Raw genomic sequence first — 21,500 nt, forward strand, 5'->3', positions numbered from 1 at the left:
AGATCAAAATCAAAAGCGGCAAGCGAGCTACCGCTCGGCTTGTTGAGTGGTTAAAAGCGGTTGTGTGCTCAATCTGCTTTGCTCTTCGCTCTTCTGTAGGAGCGAGCTTGCTCGCGAAAAACGTCCAGACAACGCGTTAATTCAGACATCCCGCGTCATCGTTCACGACCATCGCAAGCAAGCTAGCTCCTACAGTTGATCGCGTTGCAGACGAAGGCGGCCTGCCAGCCGACCAATGTCTGGCAGATGTACCCCGTTCAATGTGGGAGTGAGCCTGCTCGCGATAGCGGTTGCTCAAACACTACGAGAATTGGCTGTCATTAAAGGGTGCAATAAAAAACGGCGATCACTTCAATGATCGCCGTTCTGGTGTCCGGGTTACCGGATCAAGGCATCAAAACTTCAATCGCCCCATCCGCGGTCATGCTGACCTGGCTGGTGCCCGCCTCGACTTCAGGCGTCACTGGCGCGGCATCCATGCTCGCCGCTTTCATCATCATCGGCCCGCGCATGTACGGTTGTGGATAACCGTTGCTGTTGAGGTTCAGGTTGACGATTTTGTAGCCCTTGCCGCCCAGCGCATCGGTCGCCAGTTGCGCGCGGGCCTTGAAGGCGGTCACGGCGTCTTTGAGCAGCGCGTCTTCGCTGGCCTTGCGGGTAGGTGTGGCGATGGCGAAGTCCATGCCGCCCATTTTCAGGTCGGTCAGCAGTTCGCCGGTCAGCTTGGACAGGGCTGCGAAGTCGGAGCTTTCCAGGCGCAGTTCGGCGCGTTCACGCCAGCCGGTGATTTTCTGGCCCTTGGTGTCGTAGATCGGGTAGCTGTTGCGGCTGCCCTGGCGCAGGGTGATGTCTTTGACCTGTTTGGCCTGGGCCAGCGCCTTGTTCATGGTGGTGCTGACGTCGGCGGCGAGTTTGGCCGGGTCGGTGTTTTGTTCTTCGGTGTAGAGGGTCACGATCATCAGGTCGCGGGCGACTTCCTGACTGACTTCGGCGCGCAGGGAAATCTGGTTGTAATGCAGTTCGTCAGCGGCCAGGGCCGGGAGGCTGGCGACCGTGCCAACGCTGAGGGCGAGAAGGGCGGCGCTGCGGCGGAAAGTGTGCATGAAAACTCCTTGGACGATGCGCAGGGGTTAGGTCCGAGCCTGCGTGAAACCATCAGACTCTAGCTTCAATGATCCGGTTCGCACAGTTACAACTTCTATACAGATAGATCGCACGTGACCCTGTGGCGAGGGAGCTTGCTCCCGCTGGACTGCGAAGCAGGCCCAACCCAGGCTGCAGAATCGTGAGATCAGTTATACGACTGCTGCGCAGCCGAGCGGGAGCAAGCTCCCTCGCCACAGTTTCACGCTCCATTTATCCGTCTCGCCGCCATGTGGTCGTTTGCCGCACTTTCGCCTGTGACGGCGTGGCTTGGTTATACTCCATCCGATCCGCCTGGAGCGCTCATCAGGAGAGCTCATGCTCGCCCCCGTTCAAATCACTTCCGCGACTCGCCAGAACCTCTGGCGGCTGACGTTCATCCGCACATTGGTATTGGCCGCCCAGGCTGGTTCTGTAGGCCTGGCCTACTGGCTCGAATTGCTGCCACTGCCCTGGTTTCAACTGGCCGCGACCCTCGGTTGCTCGATGTTGCTGTGCGCATTCACGGCCATCCGCCTGCGCACTACATGGCCGGTCACCGAACTCGAATACGCCGTGCAACTGGCCTGCGATCTGTTTATCCACAGTGCCTTGCTGTACTTCTCCGGTGGTTCGACCAACCCCTTCGTCTCTTATTACCTGGTGCCGCTGACCATCGCCGCCGTGACGCTGCCGTGGCGCTATTCGGTGATTCTGTCGGGCATCGCGTTGACGATGTACACCTTGCTGCTGGCGCGCTTCTACCCGCTGCAAACCTTCCCGATCGCTCGGGAAAACCTGCAGGTGTATGGGATGTGGCTGAGTTTCGCCCTGGCCGCCGCGGTGATCACTTTTTTTGCCGCACGCATGGCCGAAGAGCTGCGCCGTCAGGAAGAGCTGCGCGCCATCCGTCGTGAAGAAGGCCTGCGCGATCAGCAATTGCTGGCCGTCGCCACTCAGGCCGCGGGCGCCGCCCATGAACTGGGGACGCCGCTGGCAACCATGAGCGTATTGCTCAAGGAAATGCGTCAGGACCATCACGACCCGCTGTTGCAGGACGATCTGAGCGTGCTGCAAGACCAGGTAAAACTTTGCAAAGAGACCTTGCAGCAGCTTGTTCGGGCGGCGGAGGCCAACCGTCGTCTCGCGGTGGAAATGCAGGACGTCACCGATTGGCTCGATGAAGCGCTGAACCGTTGGCACCTGATGCGCCCGGAGGCCAGTTACCGCTTCCAGCGTCTGGGCCAGGGCGCCGTGCCGCGCATGGCCCCGCCGCCGGACCTGACCCAGGCGCTGCTGAATTTGCTCAACAACGCCGCGGACGCGTGCCCCGAGGGGCTGCAAGTGACGCTGGACTGGAATGCCGAGGATTTGACCATCAGCATCCGCGACCACGGCGCCGGCGTGCCGCTGGCCATTGCCGAACAGATCGGCAAACCGTTTTTTACCACCAAGGGCAAAGGTTTCGGCCTGGGCCTGTTTTTGAGCAAGGCCAGCGTGACACGCGCTGGCGGCTCAGTGAAACTCTACAGTCATGAGGAAGGCGGTACGCTCACCGAGCTGCGCCTGCCCCGTGTCGCCCGAGGAGACGAACATGAGTGACGAAATCCAAGTCGAAGGCGAAGGCGAAGAACTGCCGCATTTGCTGTTGGTAGACGACGACGCAACTTTTACCCGCGTAATGGCTCGCGCCATGGCCCGCCGTGGTTTTCGCGTCAGCACCGCTGGCTCCGCCGAAGAAGGCCTGACCATCGCCCAGGCCGACCTGCCGGATTACGCCGCGCTCGACCTGAAAATGGACGGCGACTCCGGCCTGGTGCTGCTGCCCAAGCTGTTGGAGCTGGACCCGGAAATGCGCGTGGTGATCCTCACCGGCTATTCGAGCATTGCCACCGCCGTCGAAGCGATCAAGCGCGGCGCCTGCAATTACCTGTGCAAACCGGCAGACGCCGATGATGTGCTGGCTGCGTTGCTCTCCGAACACGCCGACCTCGACACCCTGGTGCCGGAAAACCCGATGTCGGTCGACCGCTTGCAGTGGGAACACATCCAGCGGGTGCTGACCGAGCACGAAGGCAATATCTCCGCCACGGCCCGCGCCTTGGGCATGCACCGTCGCACGCTGCAGCGCAAACTGCAGAAGCGTCCCGTTCGTCGCTGAACCTGCGCTGAACGAATGCCGGCCGTGCCTCGCGACAAACCGAACCGATCATCTATGATCGGTTCGTGCGCTTTCTTTTCTTTATCGAGCCTTATCCATGAATCAGAACGCTGAATATTCCGCGGTCAACGATGCGGTGTCCGGGCAGTTTTTTCGCAAAGTCTGGGCGATGACCGCGCCCTACTGGCGCAGCGAGGAGAAGGGCAAGGCCTGGACGCTGCTGATCGCGGTGATTGCGCTGTCGCTGGTCAGCGTGGGTATCTCGGTGTGGTTCAACACCTGGTACAAGGACTTCTACAACGCCCTGCAAAAGAAAGACGAGGCGGCATTCTGGCAGTTGATTCTGTATTTCTGCGCGATTGCGGCAGTGGCGATTGTCGGTGCGGTGTACCGGCTCTACCTGACCCAGATGCTGACCATCCGCTGGCGGGCATGGCTCACCGAGAAGTATTTTTCCCGTTGGCTCGCCGACAAGAATTACTACCGGCTTGAGGCGGGGGGCTACACCGACAACCCGGACCAACGGATTTCCGAAGACCTCAACAACTTCACTTCGAACACGTTGGAGCTTGGCATTGGTTTGCTTCGCAACATTGTCAGCCTGGTGTCGTTCTCGATCATTCTGTGGGGTGTGTCGGGCAGCATTGAAGTCGGGGGCGTCACCATTCCCGGCTACATGTTCTGGTGCGTACTGATTTATGCGGTGGTGGGCAGTTGGCTGACGCATTTGATCGGTCGCCGCTTGATCGGCCTGAACAACCAACAACAACGCTTTGAAGCCGACCTGCGTTTCTCCATGGTGCGGATTCGCGAGAATGCCGAAAGTATTGCGCTGTACAACGGCGAACCGAACGAACATCGTCGCTTGAGCAGTCGCTTCGGGATGGTCTGGCATAACTTCTGGGACATCATGAAGGTGTCCAAGCGCCTGACCTTCTTCACCGCCGGTTACAGCCAGGCGGCCATCATCTTTCCGTTCATCGTCGCGTCGCCGCGTTACTTGTCCGGCAAGATCGAACTCGGCGAACTGATGCAAATCAGCTCGGCGTTCGGCAATGTGCAGGAAAGTTTCAGCTGGTTTATCAGTGCGTACCAGAGCCTCGCTGCCTGGCGCGCTACCTGTGATCGTCTGCTGAGTTTCCGCCAGGCGATGACCGACAACGAAGACCGCGCGCCGGCCATCGACGTGCAGAATCAGGGGAGTGCATTGAAAGTGCATAACCTGGGCCTTGACCTTGCTGACGGTCGTCACCTGCTGACCAATGCCGACATGACGGTGGAAGAGGGCGAGCGGGTCATGCTCAGCGGCCGTTCCGGCAGCGGCAAGTCGACCCTGTTGCGGGCGATGGGACACCTGTGGCCGACGGGGCACGGCAGCATTCGTCTTCCAGTGGGGCGTTACCTGTTCCTGCCGCAAAAACCTTATTTGCCGATCGGAACCCTGCGCGAAGTACTGAGTTATCCACAGGCTGGCGATACCTACCAGACCGAGCGATATGTGCACGTACTGGAAACCTGCCGTTTGCCGCATCTGGTCGGGCGTCTGGACGAAGCCAATCACTGGCAGCGGATGTTGTCGCCGGGTGAGCAGCAACGTCTGGCCTTCGCTCGCGCGCTGCTGTATGCGCCGCAATGGCTGTACATGGATGAAGCGACTTCGGCGATGGATGAAGAAGACGAAGCGTCGCTGTACCAGGCCTTGATCGATGAATTGCCGGGGCTGAGCATTGTCAGCGTTGGGCACCGCAGCAGCCTCAAGCGCTTCCATCCTAGGCATGTGCGTATCGACAATGGGCATTTGGTGGACCAGACCGTAACCGCCTGATCACCGCGCCCCCTTGTAGGAGCAAGCTTGCTCGCGAAGGTCTCGAGGTCGCGAAGCTCAGCCTGATGCCCCGCGTCATCGTTGACGACCATCGCGAGCAAGCTCGCTCCTACAGGGGGGGCAGGGTGATCGTACAACCCGCATGAGATATGATGCGGTTTCAGCCGAATTTTTCGAGACAGACGTTCACCATGGAAAACCCGATCGACGCACCTCGCCTCCCTCGCAAGCGCCGCAGCCTCGCTCAGGAACTGGTGACGGTGCTGTCCGAGCAAATCCGCGATGGCCACCTCAAACGTGGCGACAAATTGCCCACCGAGTCGGCGATCATGGATGCCCATGGCGTCAGCCGCACCGTGGTGCGCGAAGCGATCTCCCGTTTGCAGGCGGCGGGGCAGGTGGAAACCCGCCACGGCATCGGCACGTTCGTGCTCGACACCCCAAGCCCGAGCGGTTTCCGCATCGACCCGGCGACCGTGGTGACCCTGCGCGATGTGCTGGCGATCCTGGAACTGCGGATCAGCCTCGAAGTGGAATCCGCCGGCCTTGCCGCGCAACGCCGCAGCCCCGAGCAGTTGGCGTTGATGCGCGCGGCACTGGACGCGCTGAACGAAAGCGCGGCTCATGCCAGCGATGCGGTGGCGTCGGACTTCCAGTTTCACCTGCAAATCGCTCTGTCGACCGGCAACCGCTATTTCACCGACATCATGACCCACCTGGGCACCAGCATCATTCCGCGCACCCGCCTCAACTCTGCGCGCCTGGCCCATGACGATCAGCAGCACTACATGGGTCGCCTGAGCCGTGAGCACGAAGAAATCTACGACGCGATTGCGCGCCAGGATTCCGATGCGGCGCGGGCAGCGATGCGCTTGCACCTGACCAACAGCCGCGAGCGGTTGCGTCATGCGCATGAAGAGGCCGAGGCGCAGCGGGGCTGAGGTTTTCCGCTTAAGCTCTTTGTTGTCTGATCTATCGCCATCGCGAGCAGGCTCGCTCCCACACGCCGTTGCACACAAAATCCGTGGTGCTGCGATCCCTTGTGGGAGCGAGCTTGCTCTCGATAGGGCCTCCCGCCATCTCGCAATAATTAAATACAACTTCACTCTTCCGACAACCGATCACTGGCAATTCAGGCTCTAAACCGGCATTTGCCTGCCCAAACCCCGCCGTTCCAACTGCCTCCCTAAATGAAATTTGCACCCCAGCGATGAAATGCAGTTGACGGTTATTATTTAAGTTGTACGATGACCTACAACTCGGCCAAGCGCTGAATGCATTTCTCACACAAACGTTGCTACCCAGGGTGTTCGAATAATGAATCCACAAGAACTGAAGTCCATCCTCTCTTCCGGTCTGCTGTCTTTCCCGGTTACCGATTTCAATGCCCAGGGCGACTTCAATCGCGCTGGTTACATCAAGCGTCTCGAATGGCTGGCCCCATACGGCGCCTCGGCTCTGTTCGCCGCGGGCGGCACCGGTGAGTTCTTCTCTCTGGCGGCCAGCGAATATTCGGAAATCATCAAGACCGCCGTCGACACCTGCGAAACCAGCGTGCCGATCCTCGCCGGTGTTGGCGGTTCGACCCGTCAAGCCATCGAATACGCACAGGAAGCCGAGCGTCTGGGCGCCAAAGGCCTGTTGCTGCTGCCGCACTACCTGACTGAAGCCAGCCAGGACGGCGTTGCCGCCCACGTTGAAGCCGTGTGCAAATCGGTCAAAATCGGCGTAGTGGTTTACAACCGTAACGTTTGCCGCCTGACCGCGCCTTTGCTGGAACGCCTGGCCGAGCGCTGCCCGAACCTGATCGGCTACAAGGATGGCCTGGGCGATATCGAGTTGATGGTGTCGATCCGTCGCCGCCTCGGCGATCGCTTCAGCTACCTGGGTGGTTTGCCGACCGCTGAAGTCTACGCCGCGGCCTACAAGGCCCTGGGCGTTCCGGTTTACTCCTCGGCGGTGTTCAACTTCATCCCGAAAACCGCGATGGATTTCTACCACGCCATCGCCCGCGAAGATCACGCCACCGTCGGCAAGATCATCGACGACTTCTTCCTGCCGTACCTGGACATCCGTAACCGCAAAGCCGGTTACGCGGTGAGCATCGTCAAGGCCGGGGCAAAAATTGCCGGCTATGACGCAGGTCCTGTGCGTGCGCCGCTGACCGATCTGACGGGCGAAGAGTACGAAATGCTCGCCGCGCTGATCGACAAGCAAGGTGCTCAGTAACACACCCGATTAAATAAGGCCGCTGAGTGATCAGCGGCCTTTTGCGTGAGGAGACTTTCCAGTGGCAAATGCAAAGCGTTTTGATAACTACATTAATGGTGAATGGGTTGCGGGCAGCGAATATTGCGCCAACATCAACCCGTCCGAGCTGACCGATACCATCGGTGAATACGCCAAAGCCGATCTGGCTCAAGTCCATGCCGCCATCGACGCCGCGCGCGCAGCGTTCCCGGCCTGGTCGACTTCGGGTATTCAGGCTCGTCACGATTCTTTGGACAAAGTCGGCACTGAAATCCTCGCCCGCCGCGAAGAGCTCGGCACCTTGCTGGCCCGTGAAGAAGGCAAGACTTTGCCGGAAGCCATCGGTGAAGTGACTCGCGCCGGTAACATCTTCAAGTTTTTCGCCGGTGAAACCCTGCGTCTGTCCGGCGACTACCTGCCGTCCGTGCGCCCGGGTGTGAACGTTGAAGTCACCCGCGAAGCCTTGGGCGTGGTTGGCCTGATCACGCCGTGGAACTTCCCGATCGCCATCCCGGCGTGGAAAATCGCACCGGCCCTGGCCTACGGCAACTGCGTCGTCCTGAAACCGGCCGATCTGGTTCCGGGTTGCGCTTGGGCGCTGGCTGAAATCATCTCCCGCGCCGGTTTCCCGGCCGGTGTGTTCAACCTGGTGATGGGCAGCGGTCGTGTGGTTGGCGATGCAATGGTCCAGAGCCCGAAAGTCGACGGCATCAGCTTCACCGGTTCGGTGGGCGTGGGTCGTCAGATCGCCGTCAGCTGCGTTTCGCGTCAAGCCAAAGTTCAGCTGGAAATGGGTGGCAAGAACCCGCAGATCATCCTCGACGACGCCGACCTGAAACAAGCGGTCGAGCTGTCGGTACAGAGCGCGTTCTACTCCACTGGCCAGCGCTGCACCGCGTCGAGCCGCTTCATCGTCACCGCCGGCATCCACGACCAGTTCGTTGCCGCCGTGGCCGAGCGCATGAAGTCGATCAAGGTCGGCCACGCGCTGAAAGCCGGCACCGACATCGGTCCAGTGGTTTCCCAGGCTCAGCTTGAACAAGACATGAAGTACATCGACATCGGCCAGTCCGAAGGTGCTCGTCTGGTCAGTGGCGGTGGTCTGGTGACGTGCGACACCGAAGGTTACTTCCTCGCGCCAACGCTGTTTGCCGACAGCGAAGCCGCGATGCGCATCAGCCGCGAAGAGATCTTTGGCCCGGTGGCCAACGTCGTTCGCGTTGCCGATTACGAGGCCGCGCTGGCCATGGCCAACGACACCGAGTTCGGTCTGTCGGCGGGCATCGCCACCACGTCGTTGAAGTACGCCAACCACTTCAAGCGTCACTCCCAGGCCGGGATGGTGATGGTCAACCTGCCGACGGCGGGCGTGGATTACCACGTTCCATTCGGTGGGCGTAAAGGTTCATCCTATGGATCCCGCGAGCAAGGTCGCTATGCGCAAGAGTTCTACACCGTGGTGAAGACCTCTTACATCGGTTCGTAAACGCTCTACCCCTGTAGGAGCGAGCTTGCTCGCGATGGTCTTGAGGACGCGGTGTTCAGCCTGATACGCCGCGTCATCGTTGACCTCCATCGCGAGCAAGCTCGCTCCTACAGGGAAAATCAAAGATTCACCCCGCATAAAAATAATCAGTGGGAGTACATCTACATGCAAGCGACCAAGCCGACCCACGTCCGCTATTTGATTCTGCTCATGCTTTTCCTGGTGACCACGATCAACTACGCCGACCGTGCCACTATCGCCATCGCGGGCTCCAGCCTGCAAAAAGACCTCGGCATTGACGCGGTTACCCTCGGCTACATTTTCTCTGCATTCGGTTGGGCCTACGTGGCCGGGCAAATTCCCGGCGGCTGGCTGCTGGACCGTTTCGGCTCGAAAAAAGTCTACGCACTGAGCATCTTCACCTGGTCACTGTTCACCGTGCTGCAGGGCTATGTCGGTGAATTCGGCATGTCCACCGCCATCGTAGCGCTGTTCATGCTGCGCTTCCTGGTGGGCTTGGCCGAGGCGCCATCCTTCCCCGGCAACGCACGCATCGTGGCGGCCTGGTTCCCGACAGCGGAACGCGGTACCGCGTCTGCGATTTTCAACTCGGCGCAATACTTCGCCACCGTGCTGTTCGCACCGCTGATGGGCTGGATCGTCTACACCTTCGGCTGGCAGCATGTGTTCGTCGTCATGGGCGGCGTCGGCGTGGTGTTCTCGCTGATCTGGCTGAAAGTTATCCACAGCCCGCGCCAGCACCCGATGATCAACGAGGCTGAGTTCAAGCACATCGCTGAAAATGGCGGCATGGTCGACATGGATCAGGACAAAGGCAAAGCCGCGGACAAGGCTGCCGAAGGCCCGAAATGGGACTACGTGCGTCAACTGCTGACCAACCGCATGATGCTCGGCGTCTACTTGAGCCAATACTGCATCAACGCCATTACCTACTTCTTCCTGACCTGGTTCCCGGTGTACCTGGTGCAAGAGCGCGGCATGACCATCCTCAAGGCCGGTTTCATTGCCTCGTTGCCGGCCATCTGCGGCTTTATCGGTGGCGTGCTCGGTGGCGTGATTTCCGACTACCTGCTGCGCAAGGGCCATTCCCTGACCTTCGCCCGCAAGGCGCCGATCATTGCCGGTCTGCTGGTGTCCAGCAGCATCGTGGCGTGCAACTACGTGGACATCGAATGGATGGTCGTCGGCTTCATGGCTCTGGCGTTCTTCGGTAAAGGCGTCGGCGCACTGGGCTGGGCGGTTGTTTCGGACACGTCGCCGAAGCAGATTGCCGGTTTAAGTGGCGGCCTGTTCAACATGTTCGGCAACATCGCGTCGATCACCACTCCGATCGTCATCGGCTACATCATCAGCTCCACCGGCTCGTTCAAATGGGCCCTGGTGTTTGTCGGTTGCAACGCACTGGTCGCAGTGTTCAGCTACCTGGTGATCGTCGGTCCGATCAAACGTGTGGTCCTGAAAGAACCGCCAATCAGCGGTCCTGAAACAAACAACAAATTGTCACAAGCGCATTCCTGAGGAGCGGCGTCATGCAGTTGATTGAACATTCCGACTCGCCGCGCTACATCCGCCTGCACGAGCGGGACAACGTAGTGATCGTGGTCAATGACCAGGGCGTGCCTGCGGGCACCGAATTTCCCGATGGGCTGGTGACCGTGGACTTCGTGCCACAGAGCCACAAGGTCACCCTGGAAGACATTCCCGAAGGTGGCCAGGTGATCCGTTACGGCCAGACCATTGGCTACGCGCTGCAGCCGATTCCGCGCGGCAGCTGGGTCAAGGAAGATCAACTGCGCATGCCCACCGCGCCACCGCTGGACAGCCTGCCGCTGTCCACCGAAGTGCCGGCGGCGCAGGCACCGCTGGAAGGCTTTACGTTCGAGGGTTATCGCAACGCCGACGGCACCGTCGGCACGCGCAACATTCTGGGGATTACCACCACGGTGCAGTGCGTCACTGGCGTGCTCGATCACGCGGTCAAGCGCATCAAGGACGAGTTGCTGCCCAAGTACCCGCACGTCGATGACGTGGTGGCGCTGACCCACAGTTACGGCTGTGGTGTGGCGATTACCGCCGCCGACGCGTACATCCCGATCCGCACCGTGCGCAACCTCGCACGCAACCCGAACCTGGGTGGCGAAGCCTTGGTGATCAGCCTGGGCTGCGAGAAATTGCAGGCAGGGCAGGTGATGCACGAGAACGACAGCTCGGTCGATCTCAGCGATCCATGGTTGTACCGCTTGCAGGATTCGAGTCACGGTTTCACCGAGATGATCGAACAGATCATGGCGCTGGCCGAGACTCGTTTGAAGAAGCTCGACCAACGTCGCCGGGAAACCGTGCCGGCGTCCGAGCTGATCCTCGGCATGCAGTGCGGCGGCAGCGATGCCTTCTCCGGCATCACCGCCAACCCGGCACTGGGTTATGCATCGGACCTGCTGTTACGGGCCGGCGCGACGGTGATGTTTTCCGAAGTCACCGAAGTGCGCGACGCGATTTACCTGCTGACCTCTCGCGCAGAGACTGAAGAAGTCGCTCAGGAGCTGGTACGGGAAATGGATTGGTACGACCGTTACCTGGCCAAGGGTGAAGCGGATCGCAGCGCCAACACCACGCCGGGCAACAAGAAGGGCGGGTTGTCGAACATTGTCGAGAAGTCCCTCGGGTCGATCGTCAAGTCCGGCAGCAGCGCGATCAACGGGGTGCTGGGCCCGGGCGAGCGCTTCAAGCGCAAGGGCCTGATCTTCTGCGCGACCCCGGCCAGTGACTTTGTCTGCGGGACGTTGCAGTTGGCGGCGGGGATGAACCTGCACGTGTTCACCACCGGTCGCGGTACGCCTTATGGCTTGGCCATGGCGCCGGTGGTGAAGGTGTCGACCCGGACCGAACTGGCGCAGCGCTGGCCGGATTTGATCGACATCGACGCCGGGCGCATTGCGACCGGGCGGGCGTCGATTGAAGACCTCGGCTGGGAGTTGTTCCACTACTACCTGGATGTGGCCAGCGGCAAGAAGCAGACGTGGGCGGAGCAGCACAAGCTGCATAACGACATCACCCTGTTCAACCCGGCGCCGATCACCTGATGTTGTGGCGAGGGAGCTTGCTCCCGCTGGACTGCGCAGCAGTCCCATTTTGGGGCCGCTTCGCGACCCAGCGGGAGCAAGCTCCCTCGCCACAGGTATTCGTCGTCTGTTTGTGAGGGTGGTGTACCAGACGCCGATGTCCTCCGTGGATTATCATTAGCGCCCTAACGACGCCCACCTCAAGGTCCTCTCCGGCATGCTGGCAATCTTCCTCGAAACCCTGAACATCACCGCGCCGGTGTTTGCCATGCTGTTTCTGGGCGTGCTGCTCAAGCGCATCGACTGGATCAACGACAATTTCATCCACACCGCGTCGGCCCTTGTGTTCAACGTCACCATGCCGGCGTTGTTGTTCCTGGGCATCCTGCATGCCGACCTGCACGCCGCGCTGCAGCCGGCGTTGCTGATCTACTTCTCGATTGCGACGCTGGTGTGCTTCGCCATCGCGTGGGGCTGGGCGATCTGGAAATGCCCGCGTGAAGACCGCGGGATCTACACCCAGGGTGCGTTTCGCGGCAACAACGGGGTGATCGGCCTCGCGCTGGCGGCGAGCATGTACGGCGCCTACGGGATTTCCCTCGGGGCGATTCTCGCGGCGTTGGTGATCCTGTTCTACAACACGCTCTCGACTATTGTGCTGGCGGTGTACAGCCCGGTGATCAAGTCTGATCCGTGGAGCATTTTCAAAAGCGTGATGATCAACCCGCTGATCATCAGCGTGTTTGCCGCCGCGCCGTTTGCCTACTTCAAGATCGGCTTGCCGGGCTGGCTGGAAATGTCCGGCCAGTACCTGGCGCAAACCACGTTGCCGTTGGCGCTGATCTGCATCGGCGGCACGCTGTCGCTGGCGGCGATGCGCAAAAGCGGGAGCATGGCGCTGAGCTCCAGTTTGGTGAAGATGATCGGCTTGCCGGTGCTGGCAACGCTGGGCGCGTGGTTGTGGGGCTTTCGTGGGGCGGAGCTGGGGATTCTGTTTCTGTACTTCGGCAGCCCGACCGCCGCGGCCAGTTTTGTCATGGCCCGACAGGCCAATGGTAATCATGAACTGGCGGCAGCGATCATCGTGATCACCACGTTGATGGCGGCGGTCACCACCAACATCGGGATCTTTTTGTTGCAATGGGGTGGGTGGATCTAGCTTCGGGATTTTTAGTGTTCCTAAGAGCCTCATCGTCGGAACGCCGCCCGGAGCCGGCTTACTCCCACAGGAATCTTCAGTGTTGATGCAATTTGTGCAACACAACAGACCCCCTGTGGGAGCGAGCCTGCTCGCGATAGCAATGTTACAGACGCTAAAAAATCCGGCTGATTACTTGGGCTTCTGATAGGTATCAATCACTTCCTGCGCCGCCCGAAACGCATCGATCGCGGCCGGCACACCGGCGTACACCGCGCAATGCAGCAACGCTTCGCGAATCTCTTCCACGGTGCAGCCGTTGTTCAGCGCTCCGCGCACATGGCCTTTTAATTCCTGTGGGCACTTCAGCGCGGTCAACGCGGCGAGGGTGATCAGGCTGCGGGTCTTCAGCGGCAGGCCCTCGCGGTTCCACACGCCGCCCCAGGCGTGTTCATTGACGAAGTCCTGCAACGGCTGGGTGAACTCGGTGGCATTGCCCAGCGCGCGGTCGACGAAGGCGTCGCCCATCACTTGGCGGCGGACTTCAACGCCGGTTTTTTTGTTGTCGGTCATGGCAATTCCTTCTTGTGGTGTTGGCGACGCCAGGCGCGCAGCGACGTGAACAGCAAAAACGCCACCAGCGCCGGCAGGACGAAAAACAGCATCAGGTGTTCGAGCTTGCCGGCCAGGGGCATGCCGGTGGTGAACGACACCACGTGCAGGCCGTACGCCAGGTACAAGCCCAAAAACAGCAGGCCTTCGGCGCGTGTCACTCGGTAGCCGGAATAGAACACTGGCAAACACAGCGTCGCGACGCCGAGCATCACCGGCAAATCGAAATCGAGCGCGTTGGGGGATACCGACAGCGGCGACGGTGCGATCAGCGCGGTCAGGCCGAGCACGCCCAAAAGGTTGAACAGGTTGCTGCCGATCACGTTACCCACAGCGATGTCGCGCTGACCGCGCAACGCCGCGATCAACGAAGTGGCCAGTTCCGGAAGCGAAGTACTGACGGCCACGATGGTCAGGCCGATTATCCGTTCCGACAGCCCCAGGTCAGTGGCAACCGACACGGCGGCGCCCAGCAGCAAATGCGCGGCGTACACCAGCATCGCGAGGCCGGCGACGATCATCATCAGGCTGCTGAACCACGGGGCCTCGGGGCCTTCGTGATGGCTCGATGGCGGCCGGGCAGAATGCTGCGACTGGCGCAGCAGCAAGCCCAGGTAGAACACCAGCGCGGCCAGCAGAATCATGCCGTCCACGCGCGTGAATTCTTCATTCCATGCGAGCACAAACACCAGCAGGCTGGCGCCGATCATCAGCGGAATATCCAGGCGCACCAATTGCCGCGAAACCCGTAGCGGAATGATCAGCGCCGAGAGCCCGAGGGTGACGAGGATGTTGAAGATGCTGCTGCCGATCACGCTGCCGACGGCGATGTCGGCGTTTTCGGCCAGGGTCGCTTGCAGGCTGACCGCCATCTGCGGCGCGCTGCTGCCGAGGGCGACGATGGTCAGGCCGATGATCAGCGGCCTGACGTGCAACCGCGCGGCCAGGCGCACGGCGGCCCGGACCATCAACTCGGCGCCTGCGATCAGTAACAGCAGGCCGCTGAGCAGTTCAAGCACGCTGAGCAGGGGGATGTCGGCAAGTCCGAAAATGGTCGGTGCTCCGGCGGTCAGTTGTCGAGGGCTTGCACGCGAACCCGCGCGGTGCCGCTGCCGAGCATACCCAGTCGTTCGGCGGCTTCGTGTGAAACATCGATCAGGCGCCCACGGGTATGCGGCCCGCGATCATTGATGCGGACGACACAGGACTTGTCGTTTTTCAAATTGGTGACCTTCACCCGCGTGCCGAAGGGCAACTGGCGGTGGGCGGCAGTCAGGGCATTCTTGTCGAAACGCTCGCCGCTGGCGGTGCGTTTGCCTTGGTGTTTGGCGCCGTAATAGGACGCCACGCCGGTCTGGTCGTAACCGTGTGGATCGACCCTATCGTTGCTGGCGCAACCGGCCAACAGAGAGAGCAGGGCGCAAAGGCCGAGTAGACGCTTCATTCAAGGTTTCCCGAAAACAAGTGTGGGAGCCAGCCTGCTGGCGATCGCGGAGTGACAGACACGGAAATGTTGAATGTCAGACTGCTATCGCCAGCAGGCTGGCTCCCACAGGGAGTGGAGCCAGAGTAGAAGGCTGGCCCCATTCTGATCAGCCTTCGAGCTTGCTTTTCAGCAGTTCGTTGACCTGTTGCGGGTTGGCCTTGCCTTTGGAGGCTTTCATGGCCTGGCCGACGAAGAAGCCGAACATCTTGCCGCGTTTGGCTTCGTCTGCCGCGCGGTATTGTTCGACCTGTTCGGCGTTGGCCGCCAGCATTTCGTCCAGCACGGCGGAAATCGCGCCGGTGTCGGTCACTTGCTTCAAGCCGCGCTTGTCGATGATCTCGTCCGCGCTGCCTTCGCCGTTGGCCATGGCTTCAAACACCACTTTGGCGATCTTGCCCGAGATGGTGTTGTCCTTGATCCGCAGCAGCATGCCGCCCAGTTGCTCGGCCGAGACCGGCGACTGGTCGATGTCCAGGCCCTGTTTGTTCAACAGACTGCCCAGTTCCACCATCACCCAGTTGGCCGCCAGTTTCGCGTCGCCGCTGATGCTGACGACTTGCTCGAAGTAATCGGCTTGCTCGCGGCTGGTGGCCAGGACGCTGGCGTCGTAGACCGACAGGCCGAACTGGGCCTGGAAGCGCTCGCGTTTTTGCGGTGGCAATTCCGGCAGGGTGGCGCGCACGTCGTCGAGGAACGAGTTCTCGATGACCACGGGCAGCAGGTCCGGATCGGGGAAGTAACGGTAGTCGTTGGCTTCCTCTTTGCTGCGCATCGGACGGGTTTCGTCCTTGTTCGGATCGTACAGACGCGTCTGCTGGATCACCTTGCCGCCGTCTTCGATCAGCTCGATCTGACGTTGCACTTCGGTGTTGATCGCCTTCTCGATGAAACGGAACGAATTGACGTTCTTGATCTCGCAACGCGTGCCGAATTCAACCTGGCCCTTCGGACGGATCGACACGTTGCAGTCGCAACGCAGCGAGCCTTCGGCCATGTTGCCGTCGCAGATGCCCAGGTAACGCACCAGTGCGTGGACCGCCTTGACGTAAGCCACGGCTTCCTTGGCGCTGCGCATGTCCGGCTCGGAGACGATTTCCAGCAGCGGCGTGCCGGCACGGTTCAGGTCGATGCCGGTGGCACCGTTGAACTCTTCGTGCAGGCTTTTACCGGCGTCTTCTTCCAGGTGCGCGCGGGTGATGCCGACGCGTTTGACCGTGCCGTCCTCCAGCGCGATGTCCAGGTGGCCCTTGCCGACGATCGGCAATTCCATCTGGCTGATCTGGTAGCCCTTCGGCAGGTCCGGGTAGAAATAGTTTTTACGGGCGAACACGTTGTGCTGGCCGATCTCGGCATCGATTGCCAGACCGAACATCACCGCCATGCGCACCGCTTCCTGGTTCAGCACCGGCAAGACGCCGGGCATGCCCAGGTCGACCAGGCTGGCCTGGGTGTTCGGCTCGGAACCGAAGGTGGTGGAACTACCGGAGAAAATTTTCGACCGGGTGGTGAGCTGGGTGTGAATCTCCAGCCCGATCACGACTTCCCATTGCATGTGTTTCTCCTCAGAAGCCGGTTGGGGTGCGGGTGTGCCAGTCAGTGTTTTGCTGATACTGGTGGGCAACGTTCAACAGGCGACCTTCCTGGAAATACGGGGCAAGCAGTTGCACGCCGACCGGCAGGCCATCGACAAAACCGGCAGGCATGGACAAGCCCGGCAGACCGGCGAGGTTGGCGGTGATGGTGTAGACGTCTTCCAGGTACGCAGCGACCGGGTCGCTGTTCTTGGCGCCGAGCTTCCAGGCCGGGTTCGGCGTGGTCGGGCCGAGGATGATGTCGACCTCATTGAAGGCGGCCATGAAGTCGTTCTTGATCAGGCGACGGATTTTCTGCGCCTTCAGGTAATAGGCGTCGTAGTAGCCGGCGGACAACGCGTAGGCGCCGACCATGATCCGGCGCTGCACTTCCGGGCCGAAACCTTCGCCACGGGAACGCTTGTACAGGTCGATCAGGTTTTTCGGGTCTTCGCAGCGATAGCCGAAACGCACGCCGTCGAAACGCGACAGGTTCGACGAGGCTTCTGCCGGGGCGATCACGTAGTACGCAGGGATCGCGTGCTGCATGTTCGGCAGGCTGATTTCCTTGACCACGGCGCCGAGCTTTTCCAGCGCCTTGACGCTGTTGTGGATCAGCTCGGCGATACGCGAGTCAAGACCGGCGCTGAAGTATTCCTTCGGCACGCCAATGCGCAGGCCCTGCAGCGAACCGTTGAGGCTGGCGCTGTAATCAGGCACCGGCTCGTCGATGCTAGTGGAGTCTTGCGGGTCGAAACCGGCCATGCCTTGCAGCAGGATCGCGCAGTCTTCGGCGGTGCGGGCCAACGGGCCGCCTTGGTCGAGGCTGGAGGCATAGGCGATCATGCCCCAGCGCGAAACACGACCGTATGTCGGTTTCAGGCCGGTAAGGTTGGTCAGCGCGGCGGGCTGACGAATGGAACCGCCGGTGTCGGTACCGGTGGCCGCAGGCAGCAGACGAGCGGCAACGGCCGCGGCCGAACCGCCGGACGAACCGCCCGGAACGTGTTCCAGGTTCCACGGGTTTTTCACGGCGCCGTAGTAGCTCGACTCGTTGGCCGACCCCATGGCGAATTCGTCCATGTTGGTCTTGCCCAGGGTCACCGCGCCGGCGGCTGCCAGTTTGGCGACGACGGTGGCGTCGTACGGTGCTTTAAAGTTGTCGAGCATCTTCGAGCCGCAGCTGGTGCGAATGCCCTGGGTGCAGAACAGGTCTTTGTGAGCGATCGGCGCGCCGAGCAGGGCACCGTTCTCACCCTTGGCCCGGCGTGCGTCAGCGGCTTTCGCCTGCTGGAGCGCCAGGTCTTCGGTGAGGCTGATGAAGCTGTTGAGCTGTGGATCGAGCTGGGCGATGCGCGCCAGCAGGACTTTGGTCAGCTCTTCGGAAGAAAACTTTTTATCGGCGAGTCCGCGGGCGATCTCGGCCAGAGTCAATTGATGCATTGCAGGCTCTTTCCCTTTAGTCGATGACTTTCGGAACCAGGTACAGGCCGTTTTCGACCGCTGGTGCGATGGACTGATAGGCCTCGCGATGATTGGTCTCGGTCACGACGTCTGCACGCAGGCGCTGGCTGGCTTCCAGAGGGTGGGCCAGCGGCTCGATACCGTCGGTATTGACTGCCTGCATTTCGTCGACCAGCCCGAGAATGCTGTTCAGGGCCGAGGTGATGTGTGGAAGATCGGCATCATTGAGGCCAAGGCAGGCCAAATGAGCGATTTTTTCCACGTCGGAGCGTTCAAGCGCCATTGCGATTCTCCAGTGGAAAACAGAACGGACGGCGTCCGTGTGTTAGATTGTCGGAACACTACCGCATTTCTACGGTCATAAGGCCGCGATTGTGGGGGTTGGTGCACAGAAAAGCGGCCAATTTAACATATTGGCGCCTTGCCCAAAATCCCTGTCGTTGTTAGAGTTTGCCGCACTTTTTTACCCACGCGTTGCCTAGGGTCCCTTTCCCATGTTCAAGAAACTGCGTGGCATGTTTTCCAGCGATCTCTCCATTGACCTGGGCACTGCCAACACCCTTATTTACGTGCGCGAGCGCGGTATCGTCCTGAATGAGCCCTCCGTTGTGGCTATTCGGACACACGGTAACCAGAAAAGTGTCGTTGCTGTCGGCACCGAAGCCAAGCGCATGCTCGGCCGAACGCCGGGCAACATCGCTGCCATTCGTCCGATGAAAGACGGCGTGATCGCCGACTTCAGCGTCTGCGAAAAGATGCTGCAGTACTTTATCAACAAGGTTCACGAAAACAGCTTCCTGCAGCCTAGCCCTCGTGTGTTGATCTGCGTTCCATGCAAGTCCACCCAGGTTGAACGTCGTGCCATCCGTGAATCGGCCCTCGGCGCCGGTGCTCGCGAAGTGTTCCTGATCGAAGAGCCTATGGCCGCTGCGATCGGTGCCGGCCTGCCGGTTGAAGAAGCGCGCGGTTCGATGGTTGTCGATATCGGTGGCGGTACCACTGAAATCGCACTGATCTCCCTGAACGGTGTGGTTTACGCCGAATCCGTACGGGTTGGCGGCGACCGCTTCGACGAAGCGATCATCACCTACGTGCGTCGCAACTACGGCAGCCTGATCGGCGAATCCACCGCCGAGCGCATCAAGCAGGAAATCGGTACTGCCTACCCGGGCGGCGAAGTTCGCGAAGTCGACGTTCGTGGCCGTAACCTGGCCGAAGGCGTTCCACGCGCATTCACCCTGAACTCCAATGAAGTGCTGGAAGCTCTGCAAGAGTCCCTGGCCACTATCGTTCAGGCTGTTAAAAGCGCACTGGAGCAATCGCCTCCGGAACTGGCTTCCGACATCGCCGAGCGTGGCCTGGTCCTGACCGGTGGCGGCGCCTTGCTGCGTGACCTCGACAAGTTGCTGGCCCAGGAAACCGGTCTGCCGGTGATCGTTGCCGAAGACCCGCTGACCTGCGTTGCTCGCGGCGGTGGCCGTGCATTGGAAATGATGGATAAACACACCATGGATCTGCTTTCCAGCGAGTAAGTCGCCGGATCGCTTCTATGCTGTTGAGCGCGCAGGCGGCACTTTGCAGTGCTGCCTGTTGGCGTTTATCTTCTGTCAGTCTGCATCCAGGCCGGTCTGTCGTATGAACAAACAAAACATTTGCCTGGGAGGAGCGGCTTATTAAACCGCTTTTCACCAAAGGCCCCTCACTCGGCGTACGCGTATTGGTGTTGGTCGTGCTATCGGTCGCGCTGATGGTGGTCGATGCCCGCTTCACACTGCTCAAGCCAGTGCGTAGCCAGATGTCGCTGGTGCTGATGCAGTCTTACTGGATCACCGACCTGCCGCAGCGGCTATGGCAAGGTGTGGCCAGCCAATTTGGCAGCCGGACCGAACTCGTCGCGGAAAACGAAAAACTCAAGACTGAAAACCTGCTGTTGCAGGGTCGCATGCAAAAGCTTGCCGCCCTCACCGAGCAGAACGTTCGGCTGCGCGAGTTGCTCAATTCCTCCGCGCTGGTCAACGAGAAGGTTGAAGTCGCCGAGTTGATCGGCATGGACCCGAACCCCTTCACCCATCGCATCATCATCAATAAAGGTGAGCGCGACGGTGTGATCCTCGGTCAGCCGGTGCTCGATGCGCGCGGCCTGATGGGGCAAGTGGTTGAGTTGATGCCGTACACCTCCCGCGTGCTGCTGCTGACCGACACCACCCACAGCATTCCGGTGCAGGTGAACCGTAACGGTCTGCGGGCGATTGCCAGCGGTACCGGCAACCCGGAACGCCTCGAATTGCGTCACGTCGCCGACACCGCCGATATCAAGGAAGGCGATCTGTTGGTCAGCTCCGGCCTGGGTCAGCGTTTCCCGGCGGGTTACCCGGTGGCAACGGTGAAGGAAGTGATTCATGATTCCGGCCAGCCGTTTGCCATTGTCCGCGCCGTGCCGACCGCCGCGCTGAATCGCAGCCGTTACCTGCTGCTAGTGTTCAGCGATGGTCGCACCGCCGAAGAGCGTGCCAACGAAGCCGCCCAGGCCCAGGAAGCACTGGACCAGCACGGCGGCGGGCCGATCATTCCGGCGACCGTACCGAAACCGGCCATCGTTCCGGCTGCCTCACCGGCGCCTGCAGCCCCAGCGGCGGCACCTGCTGCACCCGCTGTCGCCACCCCGGCCAAACCCGTTGCCACCCATCCTGGCGCGGCAAAACCGGCGGCGTCCAAGCCTCCGGCACCGGCCAAGCCTGCTGCCAAACCGCCTGTCTCCGCGCCGGCTACCACTGGGGGACGAGAATAATGCCTGGGGCTACTTCATCCCGAAACGGCTGGATGGTCTGGCTGACCTTCGCTATCGGCCTGCTGCTCAGCGTTTCGCCGCTGCCGCAATTCATGGAAATCCTGCGTCCGCTCTGGCTGGCCTTGCTGCTGGCGTTCTGGGCGCTGGCCATGCCGCAGAAAGTCGGCATGGTGACCGCATGGTGCCTGGGTCTGGCTGAAGACGTGCTCTACGGCACATTGCTGGGCCAGAACGCGTTGATCCTGACACTCATCACCTTCCTGGTGCTCTCGCTGCAGCAGCGCCTGCGCATGTTCCCGATGTGGCAACAAAGCCTGGTGATTCTGGTGATCTTCGGCCTCGCGCAGCTGGTGCAACTATGGCTCAGCGCGTTGACCGGCAATCGTCAGCCAACATTGGCGCTGGTGTTGCCGGCGCTGGTCAGTGCGTTGCTCTGGCCCTGGATCAGTTACGGTTTGCGTGGTTTGCGTCGACGTTACAAAATCAATTAATTCGGTCAGGCATTAGCCCGCAC

At 60.7% G+C, this 21,500-nt stretch carries 19 protein-coding genes; 12 read left to right on the forward strand and 7 right to left on the reverse strand.

Annotated features, from left to right (window positions below; all coding sequences use genetic code 11):
• Positions 1-386: 386 nt before the first annotated feature.
• Positions 387-1,103 carry an SIMPL domain-containing protein gene (locus EJA72_RS28600; protein WP_157715218.1) on the reverse strand — a complete coding sequence of 239 codons (717 nt, stop codon included), beginning with the start codon at positions 1,101-1,103 and terminating at the stop codon, positions 387-389.
• Positions 1,104-1,461: 358 nt separating this feature from the next.
• Between EJA72_RS28600 and EJA72_RS28605 the strand changes: the two genes are divergently transcribed.
• The 9 genes from EJA72_RS28605 (at position 1,462) to EJA72_RS28645 (ending at position 13,086) form a co-directional block, all read left to right on the forward strand.
• Positions 1,462-2,724, forward strand: a complete 1,263-nt coding sequence (locus EJA72_RS28605) for an ATP-binding protein (protein ID WP_157715219.1) — start codon at positions 1,462-1,464, stop codon at positions 2,722-2,724.
• A complete protein-coding gene (locus tag EJA72_RS28610; protein WP_008148925.1) occupies positions 2,717-3,283 on the forward strand; it encodes a response regulator transcription factor in 567 nt (188 codons plus the stop codon). Before EJA72_RS28605 ends, EJA72_RS28610 begins: the two co-directional genes overlap by 8 nt.
• A gap of 97 nt (positions 3,284-3,380) precedes the next feature.
• Positions 3,381-5,108 carry an ABC transporter ATP-binding protein/permease gene (locus EJA72_RS28615; protein ID WP_157715220.1) on the forward strand — a complete coding sequence of 576 codons (1,728 nt, stop codon included), beginning with the start codon at positions 3,381-3,383 and terminating at the stop codon, positions 5,106-5,108.
• Between the two features lie 191 nt (positions 5,109-5,299).
• Complete coding sequence (locus tag EJA72_RS28620) at positions 5,300-6,049, forward strand: FadR/GntR family transcriptional regulator (RefSeq protein WP_178129625.1); 750 nt, start codon at positions 5,300-5,302, stop codon at positions 6,047-6,049.
• Positions 6,050-6,425: 376 nt separating this feature from the next.
• On the forward strand, positions 6,426-7,337 hold the full coding sequence (gene kdgD / locus EJA72_RS28625; RefSeq protein WP_084318086.1) for a 5-dehydro-4-deoxyglucarate dehydratase: 912 nt from the start codon (positions 6,426-6,428) through the stop codon (positions 7,335-7,337).
• Between the two features lie 61 nt (positions 7,338-7,398).
• Positions 7,399-8,844 (forward strand): aldehyde dehydrogenase family protein, encoded by a 1,446-nt coding sequence (locus EJA72_RS28630; protein WP_178129626.1) that lies wholly within the window; start codon positions 7,399-7,401, stop codon positions 8,842-8,844.
• 75 nt (positions 8,845-8,919) lie between these two features.
• Positions 8,920-10,383: an MFS transporter gene (locus EJA72_RS28635; protein ID WP_178129628.1), complete on the forward strand. Its 1,464-nt coding sequence runs from the start codon at positions 8,920-8,922 to the stop codon at positions 10,381-10,383.
• A gap of 11 nt (positions 10,384-10,394) precedes the next feature.
• Positions 10,395-11,948: a galactarate dehydratase gene (gene garD / locus EJA72_RS28640; protein ID WP_157715222.1), complete on the forward strand. Its 1,554-nt coding sequence runs from the start codon at positions 10,395-10,397 to the stop codon at positions 11,946-11,948.
• 196 nt (positions 11,949-12,144) lie between these two features.
• On the forward strand, positions 12,145-13,086 hold the full coding sequence (locus tag EJA72_RS28645) for an AEC family transporter (protein WP_157715223.1): 942 nt from the start codon (positions 12,145-12,147) through the stop codon (positions 13,084-13,086).
• A gap of 171 nt (positions 13,087-13,257) precedes the next feature.
• Here EJA72_RS28645 and EJA72_RS28650 read toward each other — a convergent pair whose 3' ends face one another.
• The 6 genes from EJA72_RS28650 to gatC form a co-directional block, all read right to left on the reverse strand.
• Entirely contained in the window at positions 13,258-13,638 is a 381-nt protein-coding gene (locus tag EJA72_RS28650; RefSeq protein WP_157715224.1) for a carboxymuconolactone decarboxylase family protein, read from the reverse strand.
• On the reverse strand, positions 13,635-14,696 hold the full coding sequence (locus tag EJA72_RS28655; RefSeq protein WP_178129627.1) for a calcium/sodium antiporter: 1,062 nt from the start codon (positions 14,694-14,696) through the stop codon (positions 13,635-13,637). Before EJA72_RS28655 ends, EJA72_RS28650 begins: the two co-directional genes overlap by 4 nt.
• A gap of 50 nt (positions 14,697-14,746) precedes the next feature.
• Positions 14,747-15,121, reverse strand: coding sequence for a septal ring lytic transglycosylase RlpA family protein (locus EJA72_RS28660; protein ID WP_157715225.1), 375 nt, complete (start codon positions 15,119-15,121; stop codon positions 14,747-14,749).
• Positions 15,122-15,269: 148 nt separating this feature from the next.
• Positions 15,270-16,715 (reverse strand): Asp-tRNA(Asn)/Glu-tRNA(Gln) amidotransferase subunit GatB, encoded by a 1,446-nt coding sequence (gatB, locus tag EJA72_RS28665; RefSeq protein ID WP_157715226.1) that lies wholly within the window; start codon positions 16,713-16,715, stop codon positions 15,270-15,272.
• Positions 16,716-16,725: 10 nt separating this feature from the next.
• Entirely contained in the window at positions 16,726-18,177 is a 1,452-nt protein-coding gene (gatA, locus tag EJA72_RS28670; protein WP_157715227.1) for an Asp-tRNA(Asn)/Glu-tRNA(Gln) amidotransferase subunit GatA, read from the reverse strand.
• Between the two features lie 16 nt (positions 18,178-18,193).
• Positions 18,194-18,481 carry an Asp-tRNA(Asn)/Glu-tRNA(Gln) amidotransferase subunit GatC gene (gene gatC / locus EJA72_RS28675; protein ID WP_007901429.1) on the reverse strand — a complete coding sequence of 96 codons (288 nt, stop codon included), beginning with the start codon at positions 18,479-18,481 and terminating at the stop codon, positions 18,194-18,196.
• A gap of 211 nt (positions 18,482-18,692) precedes the next feature.
• On the opposite strand from gatC, the gene mreB reads away from it, so the two are divergent.
• The 3 genes from mreB (at position 18,693) to mreD (ending at position 21,477) form a co-directional block, all read left to right on the forward strand.
• Positions 18,693-19,730, forward strand: a complete 1,038-nt coding sequence (mreB, locus tag EJA72_RS28680) for a rod shape-determining protein MreB (RefSeq protein WP_002555108.1) — start codon at positions 18,693-18,695, stop codon at positions 19,728-19,730.
• 140 nt (positions 19,731-19,870) lie between these two features.
• Positions 19,871-20,986, forward strand: a complete 1,116-nt coding sequence (mreC, locus tag EJA72_RS28685) for a rod shape-determining protein MreC (RefSeq protein ID WP_178129629.1) — start codon at positions 19,871-19,873, stop codon at positions 20,984-20,986.
• On the forward strand, positions 20,986-21,477 hold the full coding sequence (mreD, locus tag EJA72_RS28690; protein ID WP_157715229.1) for a rod shape-determining protein MreD: 492 nt from the start codon (positions 20,986-20,988) through the stop codon (positions 21,475-21,477). The genes mreC and mreD overlap by 1 nt, the downstream gene beginning before the upstream one ends.
• Positions 21,478-21,500: the final 23 nt, after the last annotated feature.

It is taken from the genome of Pseudomonas sp. PB120, from assembly GCF_009761815.1.
Classification (GTDB): Bacteria; Pseudomonadota; Gammaproteobacteria; order Pseudomonadales; family Pseudomonadaceae; genus Aquipseudomonas.